Origin of the sequence: Thalassolituus sp. UBA3500, from assembly GCF_002377545.1 — a bacterium.
Taxonomy (GTDB): domain Bacteria; phylum Pseudomonadota; class Gammaproteobacteria; order Pseudomonadales; family Oceanobacteraceae; genus Thalassolituus.
Window position 1 is genome coordinate 11176 of the sequence record NZ_DFQB01000058.1, and the last position, 15723, is coordinate 26898.

At 54.8% G+C, this 15723-nt stretch carries 25 protein-coding genes; 2 read left to right on the top strand and 23 right to left on the bottom strand.

Annotated features, from left to right (window positions below):
• Window positions 1–103: 103 nt before the first annotated feature.
• A complete protein-coding gene (gene gvpU, locus B2R29_RS13795; protein ID WP_301181601.1) occupies window positions 104–526 on the top strand; it encodes a gas vesicle accessory protein GvpU in 423 nt (140 codons plus the stop codon).
• 3 nt (window positions 527–529) lie between these two features.
• Here gvpU and B2R29_RS13800 read toward each other — a convergent pair whose 3' ends face one another.
• From B2R29_RS13800 to B2R29_RS13890, 19 genes are all read right to left on the bottom strand, one after another.
• Window positions 530–922, bottom strand: a complete 393-nt coding sequence (locus B2R29_RS13800; RefSeq protein ID WP_301181602.1) for a Mor transcription activator family protein — start codon at window positions 920–922, stop codon at window positions 530–532.
• A gap of 15 nt (window positions 923–937) precedes the next feature.
• Entirely contained in the window at window positions 938–1381 is a 444-nt protein-coding gene (locus B2R29_RS13805; protein ID WP_301181603.1) for a hypothetical protein, read from the bottom strand.
• Complete coding sequence (locus B2R29_RS13810) at window positions 1372–1842, bottom strand: gp16 family protein (protein WP_301181604.1); 471 nt, start codon at window positions 1840–1842, stop codon at window positions 1372–1374. The genes B2R29_RS13805 and B2R29_RS13810 overlap by 10 nt, the downstream gene beginning before the upstream one ends.
• Window positions 1835–2041 carry a hypothetical protein gene (locus B2R29_RS13815; RefSeq protein ID WP_301181605.1) on the bottom strand — a complete coding sequence of 69 codons (207 nt, stop codon included), beginning with the start codon at window positions 2039–2041 and terminating at the stop codon, window positions 1835–1837. Before B2R29_RS13815 ends, B2R29_RS13810 begins: the two co-directional genes overlap by 8 nt.
• Window positions 2028–2336 carry a hypothetical protein gene (locus B2R29_RS13820; protein ID WP_301181606.1) on the bottom strand — a complete coding sequence of 103 codons (309 nt, stop codon included), beginning with the start codon at window positions 2334–2336 and terminating at the stop codon, window positions 2028–2030. The genes B2R29_RS13815 and B2R29_RS13820 overlap by 14 nt, the downstream gene beginning before the upstream one ends.
• Window positions 2314–2742: a hypothetical protein gene (locus B2R29_RS13825; RefSeq protein ID WP_301181607.1), complete on the bottom strand. Its 429-nt coding sequence runs from the start codon at window positions 2740–2742 to the stop codon at window positions 2314–2316. The genes B2R29_RS13820 and B2R29_RS13825 overlap by 23 nt, the downstream gene beginning before the upstream one ends.
• A 37-nt stretch (window positions 2743–2779) precedes the next feature.
• On the bottom strand, window positions 2780–3421 hold the full coding sequence (locus B2R29_RS13830) for a DUF3164 family protein (RefSeq protein WP_301181608.1): 642 nt from the start codon (window positions 3419–3421) through the stop codon (window positions 2780–2782).
• Entirely contained in the window at window positions 3411–3704 is a 294-nt protein-coding gene (locus B2R29_RS13835; protein WP_301181609.1) for a MazG-like family protein, read from the bottom strand. Before B2R29_RS13835 ends, B2R29_RS13830 begins: the two co-directional genes overlap by 11 nt.
• Window positions 3697–3942 carry a hypothetical protein gene (locus B2R29_RS13840; protein WP_301181610.1) on the bottom strand — a complete coding sequence of 82 codons (246 nt, stop codon included), beginning with the start codon at window positions 3940–3942 and terminating at the stop codon, window positions 3697–3699. The genes B2R29_RS13835 and B2R29_RS13840 overlap by 8 nt, the downstream gene beginning before the upstream one ends.
• The gene (locus B2R29_RS13845) at window positions 3942–4145 is read right to left on the bottom strand and encodes a hypothetical protein (protein WP_301181611.1); all 204 of its coding nucleotides are present in this window, start codon (window positions 4143–4145) and stop codon (window positions 3942–3944) included. Before B2R29_RS13845 ends, B2R29_RS13840 begins: the two co-directional genes overlap by 1 nt.
• A 234-nt stretch (window positions 4146–4379) precedes the next feature.
• Window positions 4380–5072 carry a hypothetical protein gene (locus B2R29_RS13850; RefSeq protein ID WP_301181612.1) on the bottom strand — a complete coding sequence of 231 codons (693 nt, stop codon included), beginning with the start codon at window positions 5070–5072 and terminating at the stop codon, window positions 4380–4382.
• Window positions 5069–5344, bottom strand: a complete 276-nt coding sequence (locus tag B2R29_RS13855) for a hypothetical protein (RefSeq protein WP_301181613.1) — start codon at window positions 5342–5344, stop codon at window positions 5069–5071. The genes B2R29_RS13850 and B2R29_RS13855 overlap by 4 nt, the downstream gene beginning before the upstream one ends.
• A 1-nt stretch (window position 5345) precedes the next feature.
• Window positions 5346–5687, bottom strand: coding sequence for a helix-turn-helix domain-containing protein (locus B2R29_RS13860; RefSeq protein ID WP_301181614.1), 342 nt, complete (start codon window positions 5685–5687; stop codon window positions 5346–5348).
• Window positions 5684–5950 carry a hypothetical protein gene (locus tag B2R29_RS13865; RefSeq protein ID WP_301181615.1) on the bottom strand — a complete coding sequence of 89 codons (267 nt, stop codon included), beginning with the start codon at window positions 5948–5950 and terminating at the stop codon, window positions 5684–5686. Before B2R29_RS13865 ends, B2R29_RS13860 begins: the two co-directional genes overlap by 4 nt.
• Window positions 5947–6540 (bottom strand): hypothetical protein, encoded by a 594-nt coding sequence (locus B2R29_RS13870; RefSeq protein ID WP_301181616.1) that lies wholly within the window; start codon window positions 6538–6540, stop codon window positions 5947–5949. Before B2R29_RS13870 ends, B2R29_RS13865 begins: the two co-directional genes overlap by 4 nt.
• On the bottom strand, window positions 6540–7262 hold the full coding sequence (locus tag B2R29_RS13875; RefSeq protein ID WP_301181617.1) for an AAA family ATPase: 723 nt from the start codon (window positions 7260–7262) through the stop codon (window positions 6540–6542). The genes B2R29_RS13870 and B2R29_RS13875 overlap by 1 nt, the downstream gene beginning before the upstream one ends.
• Window positions 7263–7326: 64 nt before the next feature.
• The gene (locus B2R29_RS13880) at window positions 7327–9501 is read right to left on the bottom strand and encodes a Mu transposase C-terminal domain-containing protein (RefSeq protein WP_301181618.1); all 2175 of its coding nucleotides are present in this window, start codon (window positions 9499–9501) and stop codon (window positions 7327–7329) included.
• The gene (locus B2R29_RS13885) at window positions 9501–9986 is read right to left on the bottom strand and encodes a hypothetical protein (protein WP_301181619.1); all 486 of its coding nucleotides are present in this window, start codon (window positions 9984–9986) and stop codon (window positions 9501–9503) included. The genes B2R29_RS13880 and B2R29_RS13885 overlap by 1 nt, the downstream gene beginning before the upstream one ends.
• A gap of 106 nt (window positions 9987–10092) precedes the next feature.
• Complete coding sequence (locus tag B2R29_RS13890) at window positions 10093–10362, bottom strand: helix-turn-helix domain-containing protein (RefSeq protein ID WP_301181620.1); 270 nt, start codon at window positions 10360–10362, stop codon at window positions 10093–10095.
• 197 nt (window positions 10363–10559) lie between these two features.
• Here B2R29_RS13890 and B2R29_RS13895 point away from each other — a divergent pair, with 197 nt between their 5' ends.
• Window positions 10560–11168: a LexA family transcriptional regulator gene (locus B2R29_RS13895; RefSeq protein ID WP_301181621.1), complete on the top strand. Its 609-nt coding sequence runs from the start codon at window positions 10560–10562 to the stop codon at window positions 11166–11168.
• Window positions 11169–11903: 735 nt separating this feature from the next.
• On the opposite strand, the gene trpC is transcribed toward B2R29_RS13895, so the two are convergent.
• From trpC to trpE, 4 genes are all read right to left on the bottom strand, one after another.
• On the bottom strand, window positions 11904–12704 hold the full coding sequence (gene trpC, locus B2R29_RS13900) for an indole-3-glycerol phosphate synthase TrpC (RefSeq protein WP_301181622.1): 801 nt from the start codon (window positions 12702–12704) through the stop codon (window positions 11904–11906).
• Window positions 12705–12723: 19 nt separating this feature from the next.
• A complete protein-coding gene (trpD, locus tag B2R29_RS13905; protein ID WP_301181623.1) occupies window positions 12724–13770 on the bottom strand; it encodes an anthranilate phosphoribosyltransferase in 1047 nt (348 codons plus the stop codon).
• A gap of 12 nt (window positions 13771–13782) precedes the next feature.
• Complete coding sequence (locus B2R29_RS13910; RefSeq protein WP_301181624.1) at window positions 13783–14376, bottom strand: aminodeoxychorismate/anthranilate synthase component II; 594 nt, start codon at window positions 14374–14376, stop codon at window positions 13783–13785.
• Window positions 14377–14388: 12 nt separating this feature from the next.
• Window positions 14389–15723: anthranilate synthase component I (gene trpE / locus B2R29_RS13915; protein ID WP_301181625.1), on the bottom strand; the 1335-nt coding region annotated here is incomplete at its 5' end.

Genomic DNA, 15723 nt, shown 5'->3' on the forward strand with positions numbered 1-15723 from the left:
TGGGCTGGCGGGGGTGGGTGTTCCGGTGGAATGGGGTTGATTGATGTTCTCTATCGCGTTAAACATACCACGTTGGAAAACTCAATTCAGTAAGGATGAAAACATGGAATCCAAAAATCAAGACGTACCATTTGAAGTAAGACCAGATCCAGTTCTTCAGCAGTTTGTGGATATGGCGAACACGATGAAAATGAGCATGGGAATAACGCTCAATATTGGTGGCAGTGCAATAACTGGTACGCTAATTGGTAAAGATGAGTATTTTGAAACCCTCGGCGCGCAGGTCAAAGGTGCTTTAGAAAGAATGAGCGGTAAACCTTTTGAAGGGACTCCATTCTCTAGTAAGGGTGATACTGATGAGGGTGAGTCAGATCACGACTTCCTTGAGACCAGGTTCATCCATTTAAAAGGCGCTCAAATTATGGATGTCGCTGGAAATCGCCTACCTAGTGAAGATGGAATTCTTTGGCGAGGACGGCTTTCAGAAATAACAGGTTTCATCCTGGGAAGTTTTGAAAGAAAATAGCGCTCAATCAAACAACCCCATCTGATCTACGCCGCCTTGCTCTTCCACTCGGCGGCGTATTTTTCTAATCCCCCTCTCTGTGTATCCATAACGGCGCGCCAGCTCGGTGACACTGCCCTCGGCGGTGGCGATCTCATGATCTTTGATGGCTTTCAGTGCAGCAGCACAGCGCGGGATCTCTATCTCTTCGCCAGCGTACACATTGACCAGGGCGGTCATGTTGTCGAGGCCGATCAGGTCAGACAGCCAATGGTTTACCGCAGGGGTTTTGGGCACATAGAGACGGATGCCGCCGCGCTCTTCGACGATGCGCAGGGCGGCGCTGATGCCGACCAGGTCGATGATGTCGCGGATGCTTTCGGGCAGCAGGTTTTGCTCTATGTGCTCGGGGATCATAGTCATGCTCCTGGGCTAGTCGCCCCACGATGTGTCAGTCAGGCGTTGAATGGTCGCACTGGCACTGCTGTAGCCGCGCGCCTTTTCCTGGGCTGGGGTGTAGGCGATGCCGCGTTTAATCACGCCCTCTAATACCTTGCCGAGGTAGTTGTGATTCTTGAGGGGTTGCACGTCGCCCTGGGCGCGTTTGTCGCGCAGGCTGTCGACTGTTTCTTGCAGGGCTGGTGTGAGCCACTGGGGCGACTCCAGTGCGATGGTTTCGCGCACCAGTTTTAATGCTCTGTCGTTGGCCAGATCTCGCGATGCTGAACGAAACAGGCCGATATAGGCGACCAGTGCGGCACCGGTGGCGGTGTCGAGGGTGGCCAGCGTGGCGAGCAGTTCGCGGCCTGATTCATCCTGGGTGAGTTGTTCCAGGCTGATGCGGCTATGACATACGGGGCAGCGACCTAGTTGCATGCGCTGCGCTCCTGCACGGCGCGGCGGTGCCAGCGTTTCATGCGTTCGATGATGTTGCTCGCGGTGTCGGCATCGCAGAACTGTGGGGCGCTGTATTCGCCTTTGGTCTGTTTACGGATGTAGTTGCGCAGGGCTTCTTCGCTGCGATCGCGGACGATGCCGTCGTCTGCCATGCTGAGCCAGAGGGCGCGGATCTTGTCGCCCTGGGTTGGCCCGCCGATCTCTGTGCCGTGCTTGGTTTTTGTATACCGACGCGACTTGGGGCCAGTCTTTTTACCGGGCCGAACTTTAAAGCCGCGCTCTTTGAATGCAGCAATGGTTTTGTGCAGTTCGGGTACGGTCATATCGCCTGCACTGGTTTTGCCTGTGGCAGCCTTCAGTGCCTGACGGTAGGTGTCGTCATCGAGGCCGAGATCTTTTTTTGCGATGTGGATCTGGGCGATCAGTGTGCGCTTAGTCATGGCTGCGGCCTCGTTCGATCTGTTGTTCAAGTGCGCGGATCTGCAGCTCGTTGGCAGCCAATGACTTCAGGATTAGCGCTCGCTCCGCTTTCATTTCAGCGAGCCAGGCACGCTTACCGGCCTGGCACTCACAATAGATCTGGCCGACGGCATAGCGGTCGTCGACGCCGGTGTCTTCGCATATGTTACAGGTCGCCATCTGTCGCCTCGCTGTTCGTAACTGTGAAGCCGCCGCAACGACGGAAGAAGTCCATATGAATGACCAGGCCCATGTATTCGCTGCCCGCGAGATAAAAGTCTTTTGGCGGCATCCAGCGTTCGAGTGCCTGGGCGCACTCTTCTGCCTGCGCTGCGGTCAGGTTTGCGCCTTCGGTCAACGTGAAGCCGTTAGGAATAACGGCCTTTAATGGGCCGTTAATCAGGGTGTTTACAGCCTCGCTGGGCAGTTGCAGCGGCTGGATGTTTTTATTGTTAGGCGTTAGCTGCTGGTGCATCTTTGACCTCGGTTTTTTCCAATGGCATGCGGCTGTTGTTGTAGCCGATCGTTACGATCTTCAGGCCGTCGAGCTTTTTATACTGGCCGATCAGGGTGCGGCTGCTGCCGAAGTGCGGCAGGTAATAAAAACTCTCTGCGTCGACACTGGGCAGAATCTCGCGCAAACGGCGTTTGCCGAATTTCTTTTCGAGCTTCTTTTTTTTCTGATGCGAGTACAGGCGCGATGTCTTTTTGCACCAGACCTTTTCGACGATCGGGTCGAAGCCTTCTCGGTCTGGCAGTGACCACTGCCCCTTGATGTAGCCGTCGATGTAGACGGCCAGCAGCGTGGTCGATTCGTTTTTACGTTCGCGCTGGATGCTGATCTCGCGCCCTTCGAGTGTGAAGACGACGACCGGCATCATGCTCTGCAGTTCTTTAGCGATCGCTGCCCATTGCTGTTTAGTTATTTCTGACATAGCCGCCACCAACGTCAGTGATATTCAGAGGAATCATGCGGTAGGATTCGCTGTCGTTTACGCGCTCGTACAGGCGGATGTAGACGGTCGCACCATCGACCATGATGGAGTTTTTGAGCGCTTCACAGGCCTTGATCCAGTCGGGGTGTTTAATATCCAAACTCAATAGTCGCAGTAGCTCTGCCGTGCGTAACTTCTTGCCTCGCGTCGAACGAAAAGTCGCATTAATAAGCACGCGAATGTCTGCCGCTGCAGAGGCTGAAATTGCTTCCAGGTATTTATCAAACAGACTCTCTGCCGCTTTCATTTCGATATTGAACGAAATACGGTCAGCAAACGTTCGCTGAATTTTATAGCGTCCATCGTAGCTACACAGAGTAATGTTGCCTTTATCGCCACCGAGGTTTTCGCCGTATTTTTCGCCGGCGATCGTAATCAGTTCCCGGATGTCATCGAGTGCCAGGCGTTTAAACTTTGTCAGCGACATGCTCAAGTCACGGGCCTGCTGAGCGAGAGTCGTCACAGACTGGTCGACGATCTTGTCGATGTCTTTCACGTTCTCTTCTCGCACCAGGTCGCCCCGGTTATTTTGCATGTACCCTTCGGGGATGGTTTCAGTATTCATTGATGCTCTCCATGATGTCGTTACGGTCGATGTATTCGATGATCTGCAGGGCGACAGCGGCAACCTGCACGGCCTCTGTGCGTAGGCCGTATTTCTTTTCGCCTCCGAACTTGATGTGCAGGACTGCCTCGGCTAATTCGCCTGCTTCTTCCGTCAGGATCAGGAGCCAGTCGGCGAGATCCTGGTCGCGGTCTGCGCCCCACTTTAGATCCTGGGCCTTCATTTCTTGCATGACACTTTGCAGCGCCGCTGACGCGAGGTGCGGGATCTTTGGTTCAGTCATCGCCGTTTACCTCGACAGTGAAAGGTAGCTTTAAGAAGGTATCCAGGCCGAGGGCAACGCCCTTTAGGTAGGCGTCGATCTCGTTGCGATCGGTCAGGGTGACTTCGTTACCCTGGCGATCCTGGAGCGCGATTTTGCTGGGGTTCAGATCCAGCATGTCGCGCAGCTGGTTGACGCGCTCCTGGTGCCAGTCTTCGATATTCTGGGCAAATTGCCCGACAGTGATTTCAGCGGTCATTAGTGGATCTCCTGGGGTTGTTCTGGCTCGCTGAGTTTCGCGGTCATTTCCTCCCAGCGGGCGGCGATTTCTTGCGAGTACGATTTCGCTATCTGGCTGAGTTCGTTGTCGCTGGATGCTCGCGTCACTGACTGAACCGCGATGCTGTTATCCGTTAAGCGGCGAAACGTGATGCTGATTTCTGGGTGCTTTTGCTTGAGCATGATTAGCCTCGGGTGCTTCGCACGTTGCTGAGGGTCTGACGGCACTGGCGAATTGAGCGAGCGCCGAATTTAATTTGCATTTTGCAGGCGGTTGGCTGCGTGACCTGCTGGATGCGGACGGGGCCGCAGACAGGACAGGTCGCTATCCATACCGGTCGTGTGTCTGGCTGATGTAGGTGTCTCATGGTGGCTGTCCTCGATGTTCTTTTCTGATTTTGGCCGTTCGTATGTTGGTTACGCCGCGCGCCGCTGGCCTGCGGGCTTGGCTGCGTTCTTTGCTTTAGTTGTGGCAAGTTGGGCGGCTGCGCCCCAGAGACTGAGCTTCTGGTCGTCTTTTTCTGAGGGCACTTTTTCGCGCGTTGGTACCGGGCGGGTCAGTGACCGAGTGCAGGTGACGATCAGGATCTGCAGTAAGCAGACGGCGGCCATTTGCATAAGCAGCGGCAGCCAGACGGCGAGCGTTTCAGGTGCAGGCGTGCGCTGTTCGCTCTGCAGCTCTGCGAGATCCGCACGCGCGGCGCTGAGCTGTTGTTCGGTGCTTGTGATCAGGCCATGCCAGCCCGATCGGTATTGGCTGTTGGCCTGGTACTGGGTCAGCGACGCTTCGAGGGTGGCAATGCGGGCCTCTGTCGCTGCTGTGCGCTGAGGCAGGGTGTCTGCTGCCTGGGCACTGCTGCGCTGCTGGTCGAGTACCGGCCCGGCCAGATCAGCTAATGGGGCGACTAAGGCCAGCGCGGTGGCAATGATGGCGACGACGGTGGTGATGGCGCTGCGGCGTGACCAGAGCCAGACGGCCCCGGCTTCGATGGTGATGGCCCAGAGCCAGCCTGTGACTGGGTCGTGCTGACTCCACCAGGTGATTGCGTGCGATTGCATCAGGACGATCGCGGCGATCAGGATCAGTGCTGTGGGTAGTTTGCGCATCATGCTGCCACCTCGTTGCTGGTTGGTTGGGTGTATTCAATGACGCAGCCGCAGAGCACGACACGCACTGTCGTGATGTCTTTTTCACGGCGCGTTGATAGCGGCATCGCCTGCACGATCTCGGGCACTGGATCGGTAATAAATACCGGCTGCCCGTCATTTGTGGCGACGTCATGCACGGCGACGTCTGCCTCCATTAAAATGCGCATGGCGTCATTGATCAGGCCCAGAGCGCTGGCCATTTTGTAGTTCTGCTGTGTGGCTAAAGTTGGCATGTCAGGCCTCCTTGTATTCGCATTTCTGGCACGCGCGAAACAGCTGCACGCGGGTAGGGTTAACGCTGCTGGCCTTTTGTTTCTGGTTGGCAATACAGCGGTGTGTTTCGAGTTCTCCGAGGACTGGGCAGTTAACGGTTGCGCCCATGTAGGCACCGCGAACTGCGCGTTCGAGCTTGGCGATGTCGCCGGGGTAACGGCCATTTAATGCCTGGCTGATCATGGTCGCTGAGACGTTTAGCTCCTGAGCAACGGCTCGCTGGCTGCTCTGCTGGCATTGCTCTGCGAGTACGTCGAGCCAGAGGGGCTGATCGGTGGCGATCATGTTTGTGCTTGCGTTCATGCGCTGGCCCTCCGCGTGAAGTCGCTTTTGCCACGGCTGCGCGGGTGACGCGTGTGCTTAAGGCGTTCGTCGACGCGACCGGTCATGCCTTTGGCCTGCCGACGTTCCTGCAGGTCGTGCCGGGCGCGCAGGTTGTAGTGGTTGCGGTAGCTGTCTGGGTTGATAACGAACTGCAGCAAGTTGATGCCGTGCCGGGCCAGATTCAGGGCGATGAATTCATCGGCCAGGGCGTCGATCTGGGCGTCTGGAATCATGGGTGTCATACCGAGACCTCCACTGGTTTGACGTAGACGATCTCGCGATCGTTGGCGTCGTACACGCCTTCTGTTTTTGTCACGACGGGCGGTTTCGGGCCGGTATAGCGTGACGGTACCAGTCGGTATCTGCCGCGTTTAGGGCGACGTAAGTAGCCCGCATTGCAGAGCTGCTGGCAGTATTCGCGCGTCATTTCATAGGATGGCTGCACGGTCTCGGTCGTGGCTGCGGCTTGCAGTTCACGGATGTTAAAGCCGCCCAGAATTTTCATCGTGCGCCAGAGCGATTCGGTCACAGCCCCAAGCAGGCTGCGTGATCCGTCCGCTTTGAGGCGTGGGGCGGTGTTGCCGCAGTCGTTTATCAGCTTGTACAGATAGAGCTGATGGCCACCACTTTTGCGGCGACCGGTAGGCGCGACGAAGCCGCCGCGCGTCAGGCGCTGTATGTAGCTTTTGACGGTGTCCGGGTCGACCGCGTCGCCGAATTCTTTGGAAAGTTCAAAGATGACATCTTTGCGTGTGAATTCGCCGAGTTTACGGATCGCGGCCCAGATGCTGTCTTGCCCAGCTTTGTGTTTGAGTTCGAGTGCTGCTGCCATCAGAATGCCCCCCGTCCGCGCGGAGCCTGGCCGGTAAACATGGGCTGATCGTAGTTAGCCAGGGTGACGGTGTCGGTGCCCTGATTGCGGGCGAACTGACGGATGCCGTCGAGGTTAACGCAGATCCGACGGGTGACGCCTTTGGCTGCTGAGTGCAGGTTTATTAATAGCTGCTCTTCGATAGTGACGCCGGGGGCATAGATGCGCGCCAGCTCGGCCACGTCGTGCATTTCGCACGGTTGCGCTGGCGTCCATTCGAGGATGCGGTTGTGGATTTTCTCGAAGTGCGCCAGTTTGGCCGGTAGCTTTTCTTCACCGATCAGCAGAATCGGTGCCTGGCTGCCTTCGTACAGATCCATAACCATAAAAATTTTGTTTTTATCGGCTAGGTGGTCGGCTTCGTCGATGATCAGCGGGCGATCAGAGAGCATCAGCTCTTCGCTAACTTGCTCGGTCAGGCCCGCGATGGTTTTGGCTGGGTGCAGGCCCATGTCTTTGGCGATCGCTTCGAGGAACGCTTTGCGCGACCAGGTGCTCTTGCACTGTACATAGAAGGCGCGATGACGATTTGCCGCATAGCTCGCGCTGAACGATTTCCCCAGACCTGAAAAGCCGTAAAAACACACGATACCTGGCAGGCCATGTGCCCGCTCCATCGCCCGCACCAGTGTCTGGTTGCACAGGGCGACGTTGGTGATTCCCGCAATGTTTGTTTGTGTCATAATAACTCCGCTTGCTTTTAGCTTTCCGTCAGTTGCCGCTGACGGTTTTTTTATTGGCCGGTACTTATTGCCCGGTGTTATTCGCTGTACTGCGCATTTCGATCAGGAGCTTTCCTGACTGCCAGGCGGGCGAACCGTAGAAGGTTCGCGCCCACTTGGTTTCTTCTTCTGTTGCTGTGTTGTTCTCCATTTTTTCGTTGATGGCTTGCCAGAAGGCATAACGCTCGGCCATGCCTGCTGGTACGTTTAAGCCCCGGTTAAATTCCCCTTTAACGACGGTGGCTTTCACTGCAGCGGGTGCTGGTGTGTTCGGTGCGCTGGTTGTCTCTGTATTCAGGTTCTGCAGCTCTGCGGCGGCAGCTTTACGATCGAACCAGGCTGGCAGGTTGTTCTCTGGTTTCAGCGCGTCGGCAGCGGCGGTCAGGCCGGTGCTGGTGTGTTCGGTAGTTGGGCGCGGGAATGGGCGCACGGTGTTGGCACGTTCCTGATCGGCGCGATGCGCAATGATCTGCTGCGCGACATCGCGTTTCGTGACTTTGGCGGCGGCTTGCTTCAGGCGGCGGCGCTCTTCCTGCGCCGCTTCTTTCTGTATCTGTTTCGCGTGTTCGGCGACTTCCTGACGGCTGATGCCTGTGATCTCTGGATCTTCGGCGGTGCAGATATATTCGCCGTCGAGGCTGTAGACGTAGATGCGGCCCATGTCGGCCTCGTCATAGAAGACGCTGACCTGCTCGCCTGAGTGCGCCGCGAGCTGCGCATGAATGTATAAACCGCCGTTAACTTTGATGCCTGTTTTCGTGACGGTGCGAGTGCCTACTGGCTCGCTGAGCAGGACGTCGAGGGTGCGCTCGTTGGTGATGCTGCGAATGCTGCCTGCGTACTGAGCCACCATCTGGTTAGGTGAGCAGCCAAGCTGGCTATGATCGCGGGTGTGGTATTCGCGCTGCAGCCAGTTGTTGCAGAATTGCTGCAGCTCGCTGGATGTCATGCCGACTTCGATCAGTTGATCTTTCTTAAATAAGCGATCGCTGAATGATTTTCGCGATTCAATCGCCTGACGTTCGGTGACGTTATGGCCGATATATCCCGGTAGCAGTTCTGCTATATCGTGAGAAAAGGTTTTAAATACGCGTTCGATATGCGGTTTTTTCCATCCCTGAAACGGGGGGCAGAATTCTTGCTTTATATCGAGGGCGCGGAATACGTGCTGTATATATTTCGATTTATAGTCTGAGCCGTTATCTGTTTTGGCGTTTTCTGGAACGCCCCAGGTTAATAAAGCGGTACGGATAACTTTTGCGACGCCTTTACTGTCAGACGTTGGATGAACAATAAATATGGTGCGGCGGCTATATACGTCGATAACGCCCAATATTGAATGACGACCGTCTTGCAGCATTAAATCGGCGGGGGTCGAATCAAACTCCCATAATTGATTTAGGGCGATGACGTGCTCTGATGCTGACCCCATAGCCATCATATATTTATTTTTCCATGCGTCTGGATTGGTCACGGCGGTGAATACCTGGCGGTTACTCTGTTTCCAGCGGTTCATCCAGTCGGTCAGGCGGCTGATTGATGGCAGGTCGATGTCGGTACCGGCAAACTCGGCGGCGATCGCTTTGATCAGTGTCGCGGCTTTAATGTGTGGGTGAGCGACCATCATGCCGGTGATGTACTTAGCCAGATCTGGCTGGCTGTCGATTGTGCCGGTACCGCGACGGTGACGACCGCGAGTGTCGACCAGCCCGGTGATGCCTTGCTCTTTCTGGGCTTTAAGCCAGTTATAAACGGTGGCCCGGCTGAACGATGGCAGCAGTTCGCGGGCGTCGGCAGGGGCTGCGATCTCGGCAGCGTTCCAGGCCTTAACAAATTCGGCGACGGCCTTGCCTTTTGTCAGGCCGCTGGCCTGGTGAAAGGCATCCAGCTCGGCCAGTACGCAGACGATCGCGTCGACCTTTGCACGCTCGTGGCTGCGCAGGCGCTGGTATTCGGTCAGGCCGTCTGATTTGTCGACGGCTGCGATCGCGGGTGCAGCTGCGACAGCTTTTTTACCTTCGCGGATCTTCAGGGCGTGCTGTGATTCGGCAGGTAGGCAGGCTGCGCTGTATTCGACGCCTTTTCCGATTGCGCGCGGGCGGCTTTCCCAGCTCTCTGATGCTGCTTTCTTACGGATGCCGCGCTCGCTGCCCGGTAAGCCGTGAATGCCAGCGAGATCCGCTGCGGTGTACCAGTTCATTATTCATCGTCTCCGAATAGTGCCAGCTCTGGCTCTGCGTGGTTCTCTACACGCTGGCGATGGCTGGCGACGTCGGTCATCAGCTGGGTAAGTTGACCGAGGGTTTCCTCTGGGCATGAGCCGTCGCGGTAAAAGCGAGTTAGGGTGGCGACCGCAGAGGTAAAGGATTCATGCAGCACCAGGATGTCATCAGAGGCGCTGGCTTTGGCTTTCGGCATGTCGCAGACAAGTTTGTGCGCTGATGACGCGATGTACTGAGTGACGTAGACATAAGGGCAGCTGCAGGCCAGCTCGAAAGGACGGATCAGATTGGATGGCATACGCCCCGTGCCGATCCACTTATAAAGGGTATTAACTGATGACAAGCCCATGCGGTCTGCGATGCGTTCGACCGACAGGTTGTGGCGATCGCGTGCAAAGTCGATACATAGTTGCATAGCGTTGGTGAGCGAGGTCGGTGTGACTCGTTTCCAATTTCTTTTCATTTTTGGCATCCCCCATATCTGGTATGTACAAACAAACACCAGTTCTGCGTCTGTTTTTCCGTTTCTGCTCTTCCTAAACTGAAAGTGAACTTAACGGAGATCATTTTTATGCGACGCGTGACTGAACTTGACTACGAATACGGGTAGAATCGCCATAACGACTGGGCCATATTTCGGCGGGCGATACCTCTAGGAATGTCGCGATAATCCCCTCGACCTTTGGGTATGGGGTGCGCAACACATTCAGGAATGTGCGGGGGTTCTCGTAGCCGTTGTCTTTGGCGAGCTGAGAAACAGAAAGGCCGCGCTTGCGAATAGCTGCCTTTATGTCCTCTGGGTGCCAGTCGGCTGGTGAGTGGGCTTTATGCTTGCTCATTTTTTTAACCTGTTTTTAGCGACTTTTCGTGACGAGGTTTGGCGACCACTTATCGTTACGACTTGTAGTCAGCATATGTCGCTAATGGTTCTTTGTAAACCGTTTTTGAACCGTTCCGATTCAAAAAAGAATCGTTTCGGGTTTAAAAATGAATAAAAGCCAGTTAAATCAATGGCTTATCAGAATCGGAACTGAACATGAAAAATTCAGAAATGGTTCCGAATTCCAGAAATGGAATCGGAACTCGCCTCACTGCCCTAGTGGCAAAGGCTGGCGGCATTACAGAAGTGACAGATAAAACAGGCTGGGCTGTCAGTAGCTTGCGCCGCTGGATGAATGGCGAAACGGCCATAAAGCTGGAAGATGCCCAGGAACTCTGCGGAATGACCGACAGCAGCCTCGAATGGTTGGCCAGCGGCAGTGGGGCCGTCACTGCAGCAGGTAGCGACGAATCCGGGCTATCAGTCGTGCCCGGCGATGATGGTGGTGCGGCCCTGGCTGTGCCCGCTGGACTGTTGAACGGTGGGCGGGCCGGATGCAAAGCGTACCAGGTGCATGGCGATGCGATGCTGCCGTCGCTACCGCCTGGTTCGACGGTCGTTGTTGATAGCAAGCAGGCGCAGCTGCTCGATGGCCAGGTCTATATGCTGACGCTGGGCGGTGCGGCGACGTATCGACGCGCCCAGGCCGCGCCTGGCGGTTTCCGCTTGGTTGCGGACAATCAGAAGTATGAAAGCTATACGCTCGACGCGCTGGGTTCCGGTTCTATTGTGGGGCGTGTTGTCCTGGTACTGGCCGCTGTCTAGTTTTAAGCGGTTCGGCCAGTTCCGTTTTGTTCGGTTATTTTCGGATCGCGTCGGCCTGTTGAATTGCTGCAGGCCGCGCCGTTGCTGGTTTCCCACCACTTTTCACCAATTCCCGGTTATTCCCGGTTCAAACCCTCGTTAATCTAGGTTTAATTGGGTGGTTACACATCCGTGCCCGTATGGAGCCTCGTTCGGCATCCTGCCTCACGTTGCCTGCAAAGCTGGCGTAAATCCCGGCGGCCCCAGAGGCGCATTTAAACCCGCGAAACCGTGCTCTTCTCACGGTGCGCCATGCGCACCCTACTGTAGGGTGGACAGCGTCCACCAAAAGGCCGACATCTACACGATCCAACCTCGCCGCGAAGCGCTGATAAAACCCGGCTTGTGATGACCCCGCAGGATCGCAGATAACGATGAGTGCTAACCGGCAGGACGCCGGTTAAGCCTGCCCGCGGCCATGGATGGCCGCTGCTGGCGTGCCCCCATCGGTATCAAGAGACAAGGATCAGGGCATCACGCCGGAAAAGGGGATCGGAAGGGGCCTGCCCCTTGCAGAAAAAACAAAGACCCGGCGGCAGCCAAAGAAGTCCACCCACCGAAGGTGGCTATAAACTCTGAGGATCGAAAGAGACTTGCCCCTTGCAGAAAAAACAAAGGCCCAGCGGCAGCCAAAGACGCACTCCAGCCGAAGGCTGCTACAAAAAAAGGCGGCTAATCAGCCGCCTCAACAAATCATCAGAAGAACAGCTTGGCGAGCTCCTCGCCAGGATCTTCCGCCCGCATAAAGGCTTCGCCGACCAAAAACGCATGAACATCCCGCTCACGCATGGCCGCGACATCATCGCGCCCCAGAATGCCACTCTCGGTGACCAGAAGGCGATCAGACGGTACTTTGTCCAGCAGACCAAAGGTTGTTTCAAGCGTCAGGTCGAAGGTGTGCAGGTTACGGTTGTTGATACCAACCAGAGGGGTCTGCATGGTCAGTGCGGTTTCCAACTCTTCACCGTCGTGCACTTCCACAAGTACATCCATGCCTAGTTCGTGGGCAATGCCTTCAAGATCCTGAAGCTGCATCTTGCTCAGAGCAGATACGATCAAAAGCACACAGTCGGCATTAATCGCACGTGCTTCGTAGATCTGATACGGATCAACCAGAAAGTCTTTGCGAATAACTGGCAAGCTGCACGCTGAGCGCGCGGCTTTCAGGAAGTCTTCATGCCCCTGAAAGTAATCTCTGTCTGTCAGAACGGATAAACACGCGGCACCGGCTTTCTCATATGACTCTGCGATTTCCTGCGGGATAAAATTCTCGCGCAGCACGCCTTTTGATGGCGACGCTTTTTTGATTTCAGCGATGACCGCTGGCAGGCCTGCATCAACTTTGGCTTTCATCGAACTGTAAAAACCACGCAATGCGTCTTTGTCCATATCGCGTGCCTGAGCTTTCAGCTCATTCAATGGAAGAGTCGCGCTACGCTGAGCCACTTCTAAGGCTTTAGTGTCGATGATTTTTTTCAGTATGGTCGGTGTATTCATAGCAATTCTTTCGTGCCGCTCAGCCGTCGTTGTCTTCTGCCAGCAGTCCGGAGAAGCTGACCAGTTCATTGAGTTTACCCAGCGCCAGGCCAGAGCATATTGCATCGTCTGCCATGGCGACCCCCTCTTTCAAGGTCGTCGCGAGCCCGGCAACATAAATAGCGGCCCCCGCATTCAGAGCAAGCATATCTGCAGCGCGCTGCCCTTCAGCTGTTTCACGCTTGCCTAAGGCATCTTTAATTAAAGCCAGCGACGCCTCAGCGCTTTCAACATCCAGCCCTTTCAATGGCTGAGATTCGATACCAAGCTCGTCGGGGGTGATGATAAATTCACGCAACTCGCCGTTTTTTAATTCACAGGCGTATGTCTCTGTGGCCAGACTGATTTCATCCAGTCCATCTTTTGAGTGCACGACCAGAACATGACCGCCCCCCATTCTTTGTAAAACCTCAGCAACCGGACGCACAAGAGCCTGCGAGAAAACTCCGATGACCTGATTTGCTACCCCAGCCGGGTTAGTCATCGGGCCAAGGATATTAAAGATGGTACGCATGCCTAGTGACTTACGTGGACCGATGGCGTGCTTCATGGCGCTGTGGTGTGATGGCGCAAACATAAAACCCACGCCAAGTTCATCAATACAACGCGCGACCTGCTCGGCCGTCAACGCCAGATTGACGCCAGCAGTTTCCAGTAAATCAGCACTGCCCGACTTGGATGACACACCCCGGTTACCATGTTTCGCCACGGTACCACCGGCCGCTGCGACGACAAACGACGACGCCGTCGATACATTAAAAAGATTGGCACCATCACCGCCCGTACCAACGATATCTACCGCGTTGTCAGCCTTAACAGTAACGCCCGTAGCCAGTTCGCGCATCACGGTAACCGCACCGACGATTTCGTCAATGCTTTCACTCTTCATACGCAAAGCGACAAGAAAAGCGCCTATCTGAGCATCATCGCATTGACCTGTCATAATCTGACGCATGACGTCGATCATTTCGTTTGTCGACAGGTCCTGACGCTCAACTATCCGAGCCAGTGCCTCTTTAATTTCCATGAGTTTCTCCTGTCAGTCGCGGTTAAGTGTGGTTTTCAAAAAATTATCCAACAGTTCGTGTCCGTGTTCCGTCAGGATAGATTCCGGATGAAACTGAACACCTTCGACAGCCAGCTCTTTATGGCGCACACCCATAATTTCTTCCATGCTGCCGTCAGGGTTCTGGGTCCAGGCAGTAATTTCCAGACACTCTGGTAAATTCTGCTTATCAATCACCAGAGAATGGTAGCGAGTAGCCTTATAGGGATTCGGCAGGCCTGAAAATACGCCCTGCCCTGCGTGATAAACATCGGAAGTTTTGCCGTGCATGACCTGCCCGGCACGAATGATATCGCCACCATAGACCTGGCCAATACTCTGATGCCCCAGACAAATACCGAGTACCGGAATTTTACCGGCAAAATGACGAATTGCCGCCATGGATATGCCGGCCTCATTCGGCGTACAAGGCCCCGGAGAAATAACCAACCGCTCAGGTTTCAACGCTTCAATTTCTTCAATGGTAATTTCGTCGTTACGAAACACCTTTACCTCGGCACCAAGCTCCGTGAAATACTGAACCACGTTGTAGGTAAAGGAGTCATAATTATCAATCATTACTAACATGCTATTTCTCCTTTACTGATCCAGCCCTGCAGCCGCCATCGCGACTGCACGGAATACGGCACGGCCTTTATTCATCGTCTCTTTCCATTCCAGACGCGGTACAGAATCAGCAACGACGCCGGCGCCAGCCTGAATATTGAGGGTGCCGTCTTTAATAACGGCAGTACGAATCGCAATGGCTGTGTCCATGTTGCCATTCCAGCTCAGATACCCTACTGCGCCACCGTAAACACCACGCTTTGTCGATTCGAATTCATCGATAATTTCCATTGCACGGATTTTCGGGGCACCACTTAAGGTTCCTGCTGGGTGTGCAGCACGCAACACATCCATCGCTGTAATTCCGTCTTTCACTTTGCCGGTGACATTGGAGACGATGTGCATAACGTGGCTGTAGCGTTCAACCACCATCTGATCGGTTACTTTCACCTCACCGGATTTCGCAATCCGGCCAACATCGTTACGGCCTAAGTCGATCAGCATCAGGTGCTCTGCAATCTCTTTAGGGTCGGCGAGAAGCTCTTCTTCAAAGGCTTTATCTTCTTCCTCGGTGTGACCGCGTTTACGCGTACCCGCGATAGGACGCACAGTCACTTCACCATCTTCGAGCCGCGCGAGAATTTCTGGCGATGACCCTACTACATGGAAATCACCGAGATTGAGGCAGTACATATAGGGCGATGGGTTTAATGTCCGCAAAGCGCGGTATACGTCAACAGGGTTACCATCAAACGGAATACGCATACGCTGCGAAATTACGCACTGCATGATGTCTCCCGACAGTACGTATTCTTTAATCTGGTCAACGGCATCCATGAATTTTTGCTCGCCAAAACAAGAACGGAAATCCTCTTCTGTGATTTCCGTCGCCGTACGAAGCTGACCGACCTCTCCCTGATAAGGTGCACGCAATGTCTCACGCAGTTCATCAAGGCGCTGCTCAGCCTTATTGAATGCCTGATCCACCGACGGGTCAGCCATCACGATCAGGTGCAATTTTCCACTGAGGTTATCAAAGACGACGACCTCTTCGGATACCATCAGGAGAATGTCCGGTGTGCCGATCTCATCCTCAGGACAGCTGTCTTTAAGGCGCGGTTCAATGTAGCGAATGGTGTCGTAACCAAAATATCCCACCAGCCCGCCATCAAACTTCGGCAAGCCTTCGACATCAGGTACACGGTAACGCCCCTGAAACTCTTCAATGAATGAGAGAGGATCTTCAACCTCTCGCTCTTCAATCACCTGACCATCGCGTAAGTGCTGGACGGTATACCCACTAACTCGTATTACTTCGCGAGCTGGCAAGCCGATCATGGAGTAGCGACCCCACTTCTCGCCGCCCTG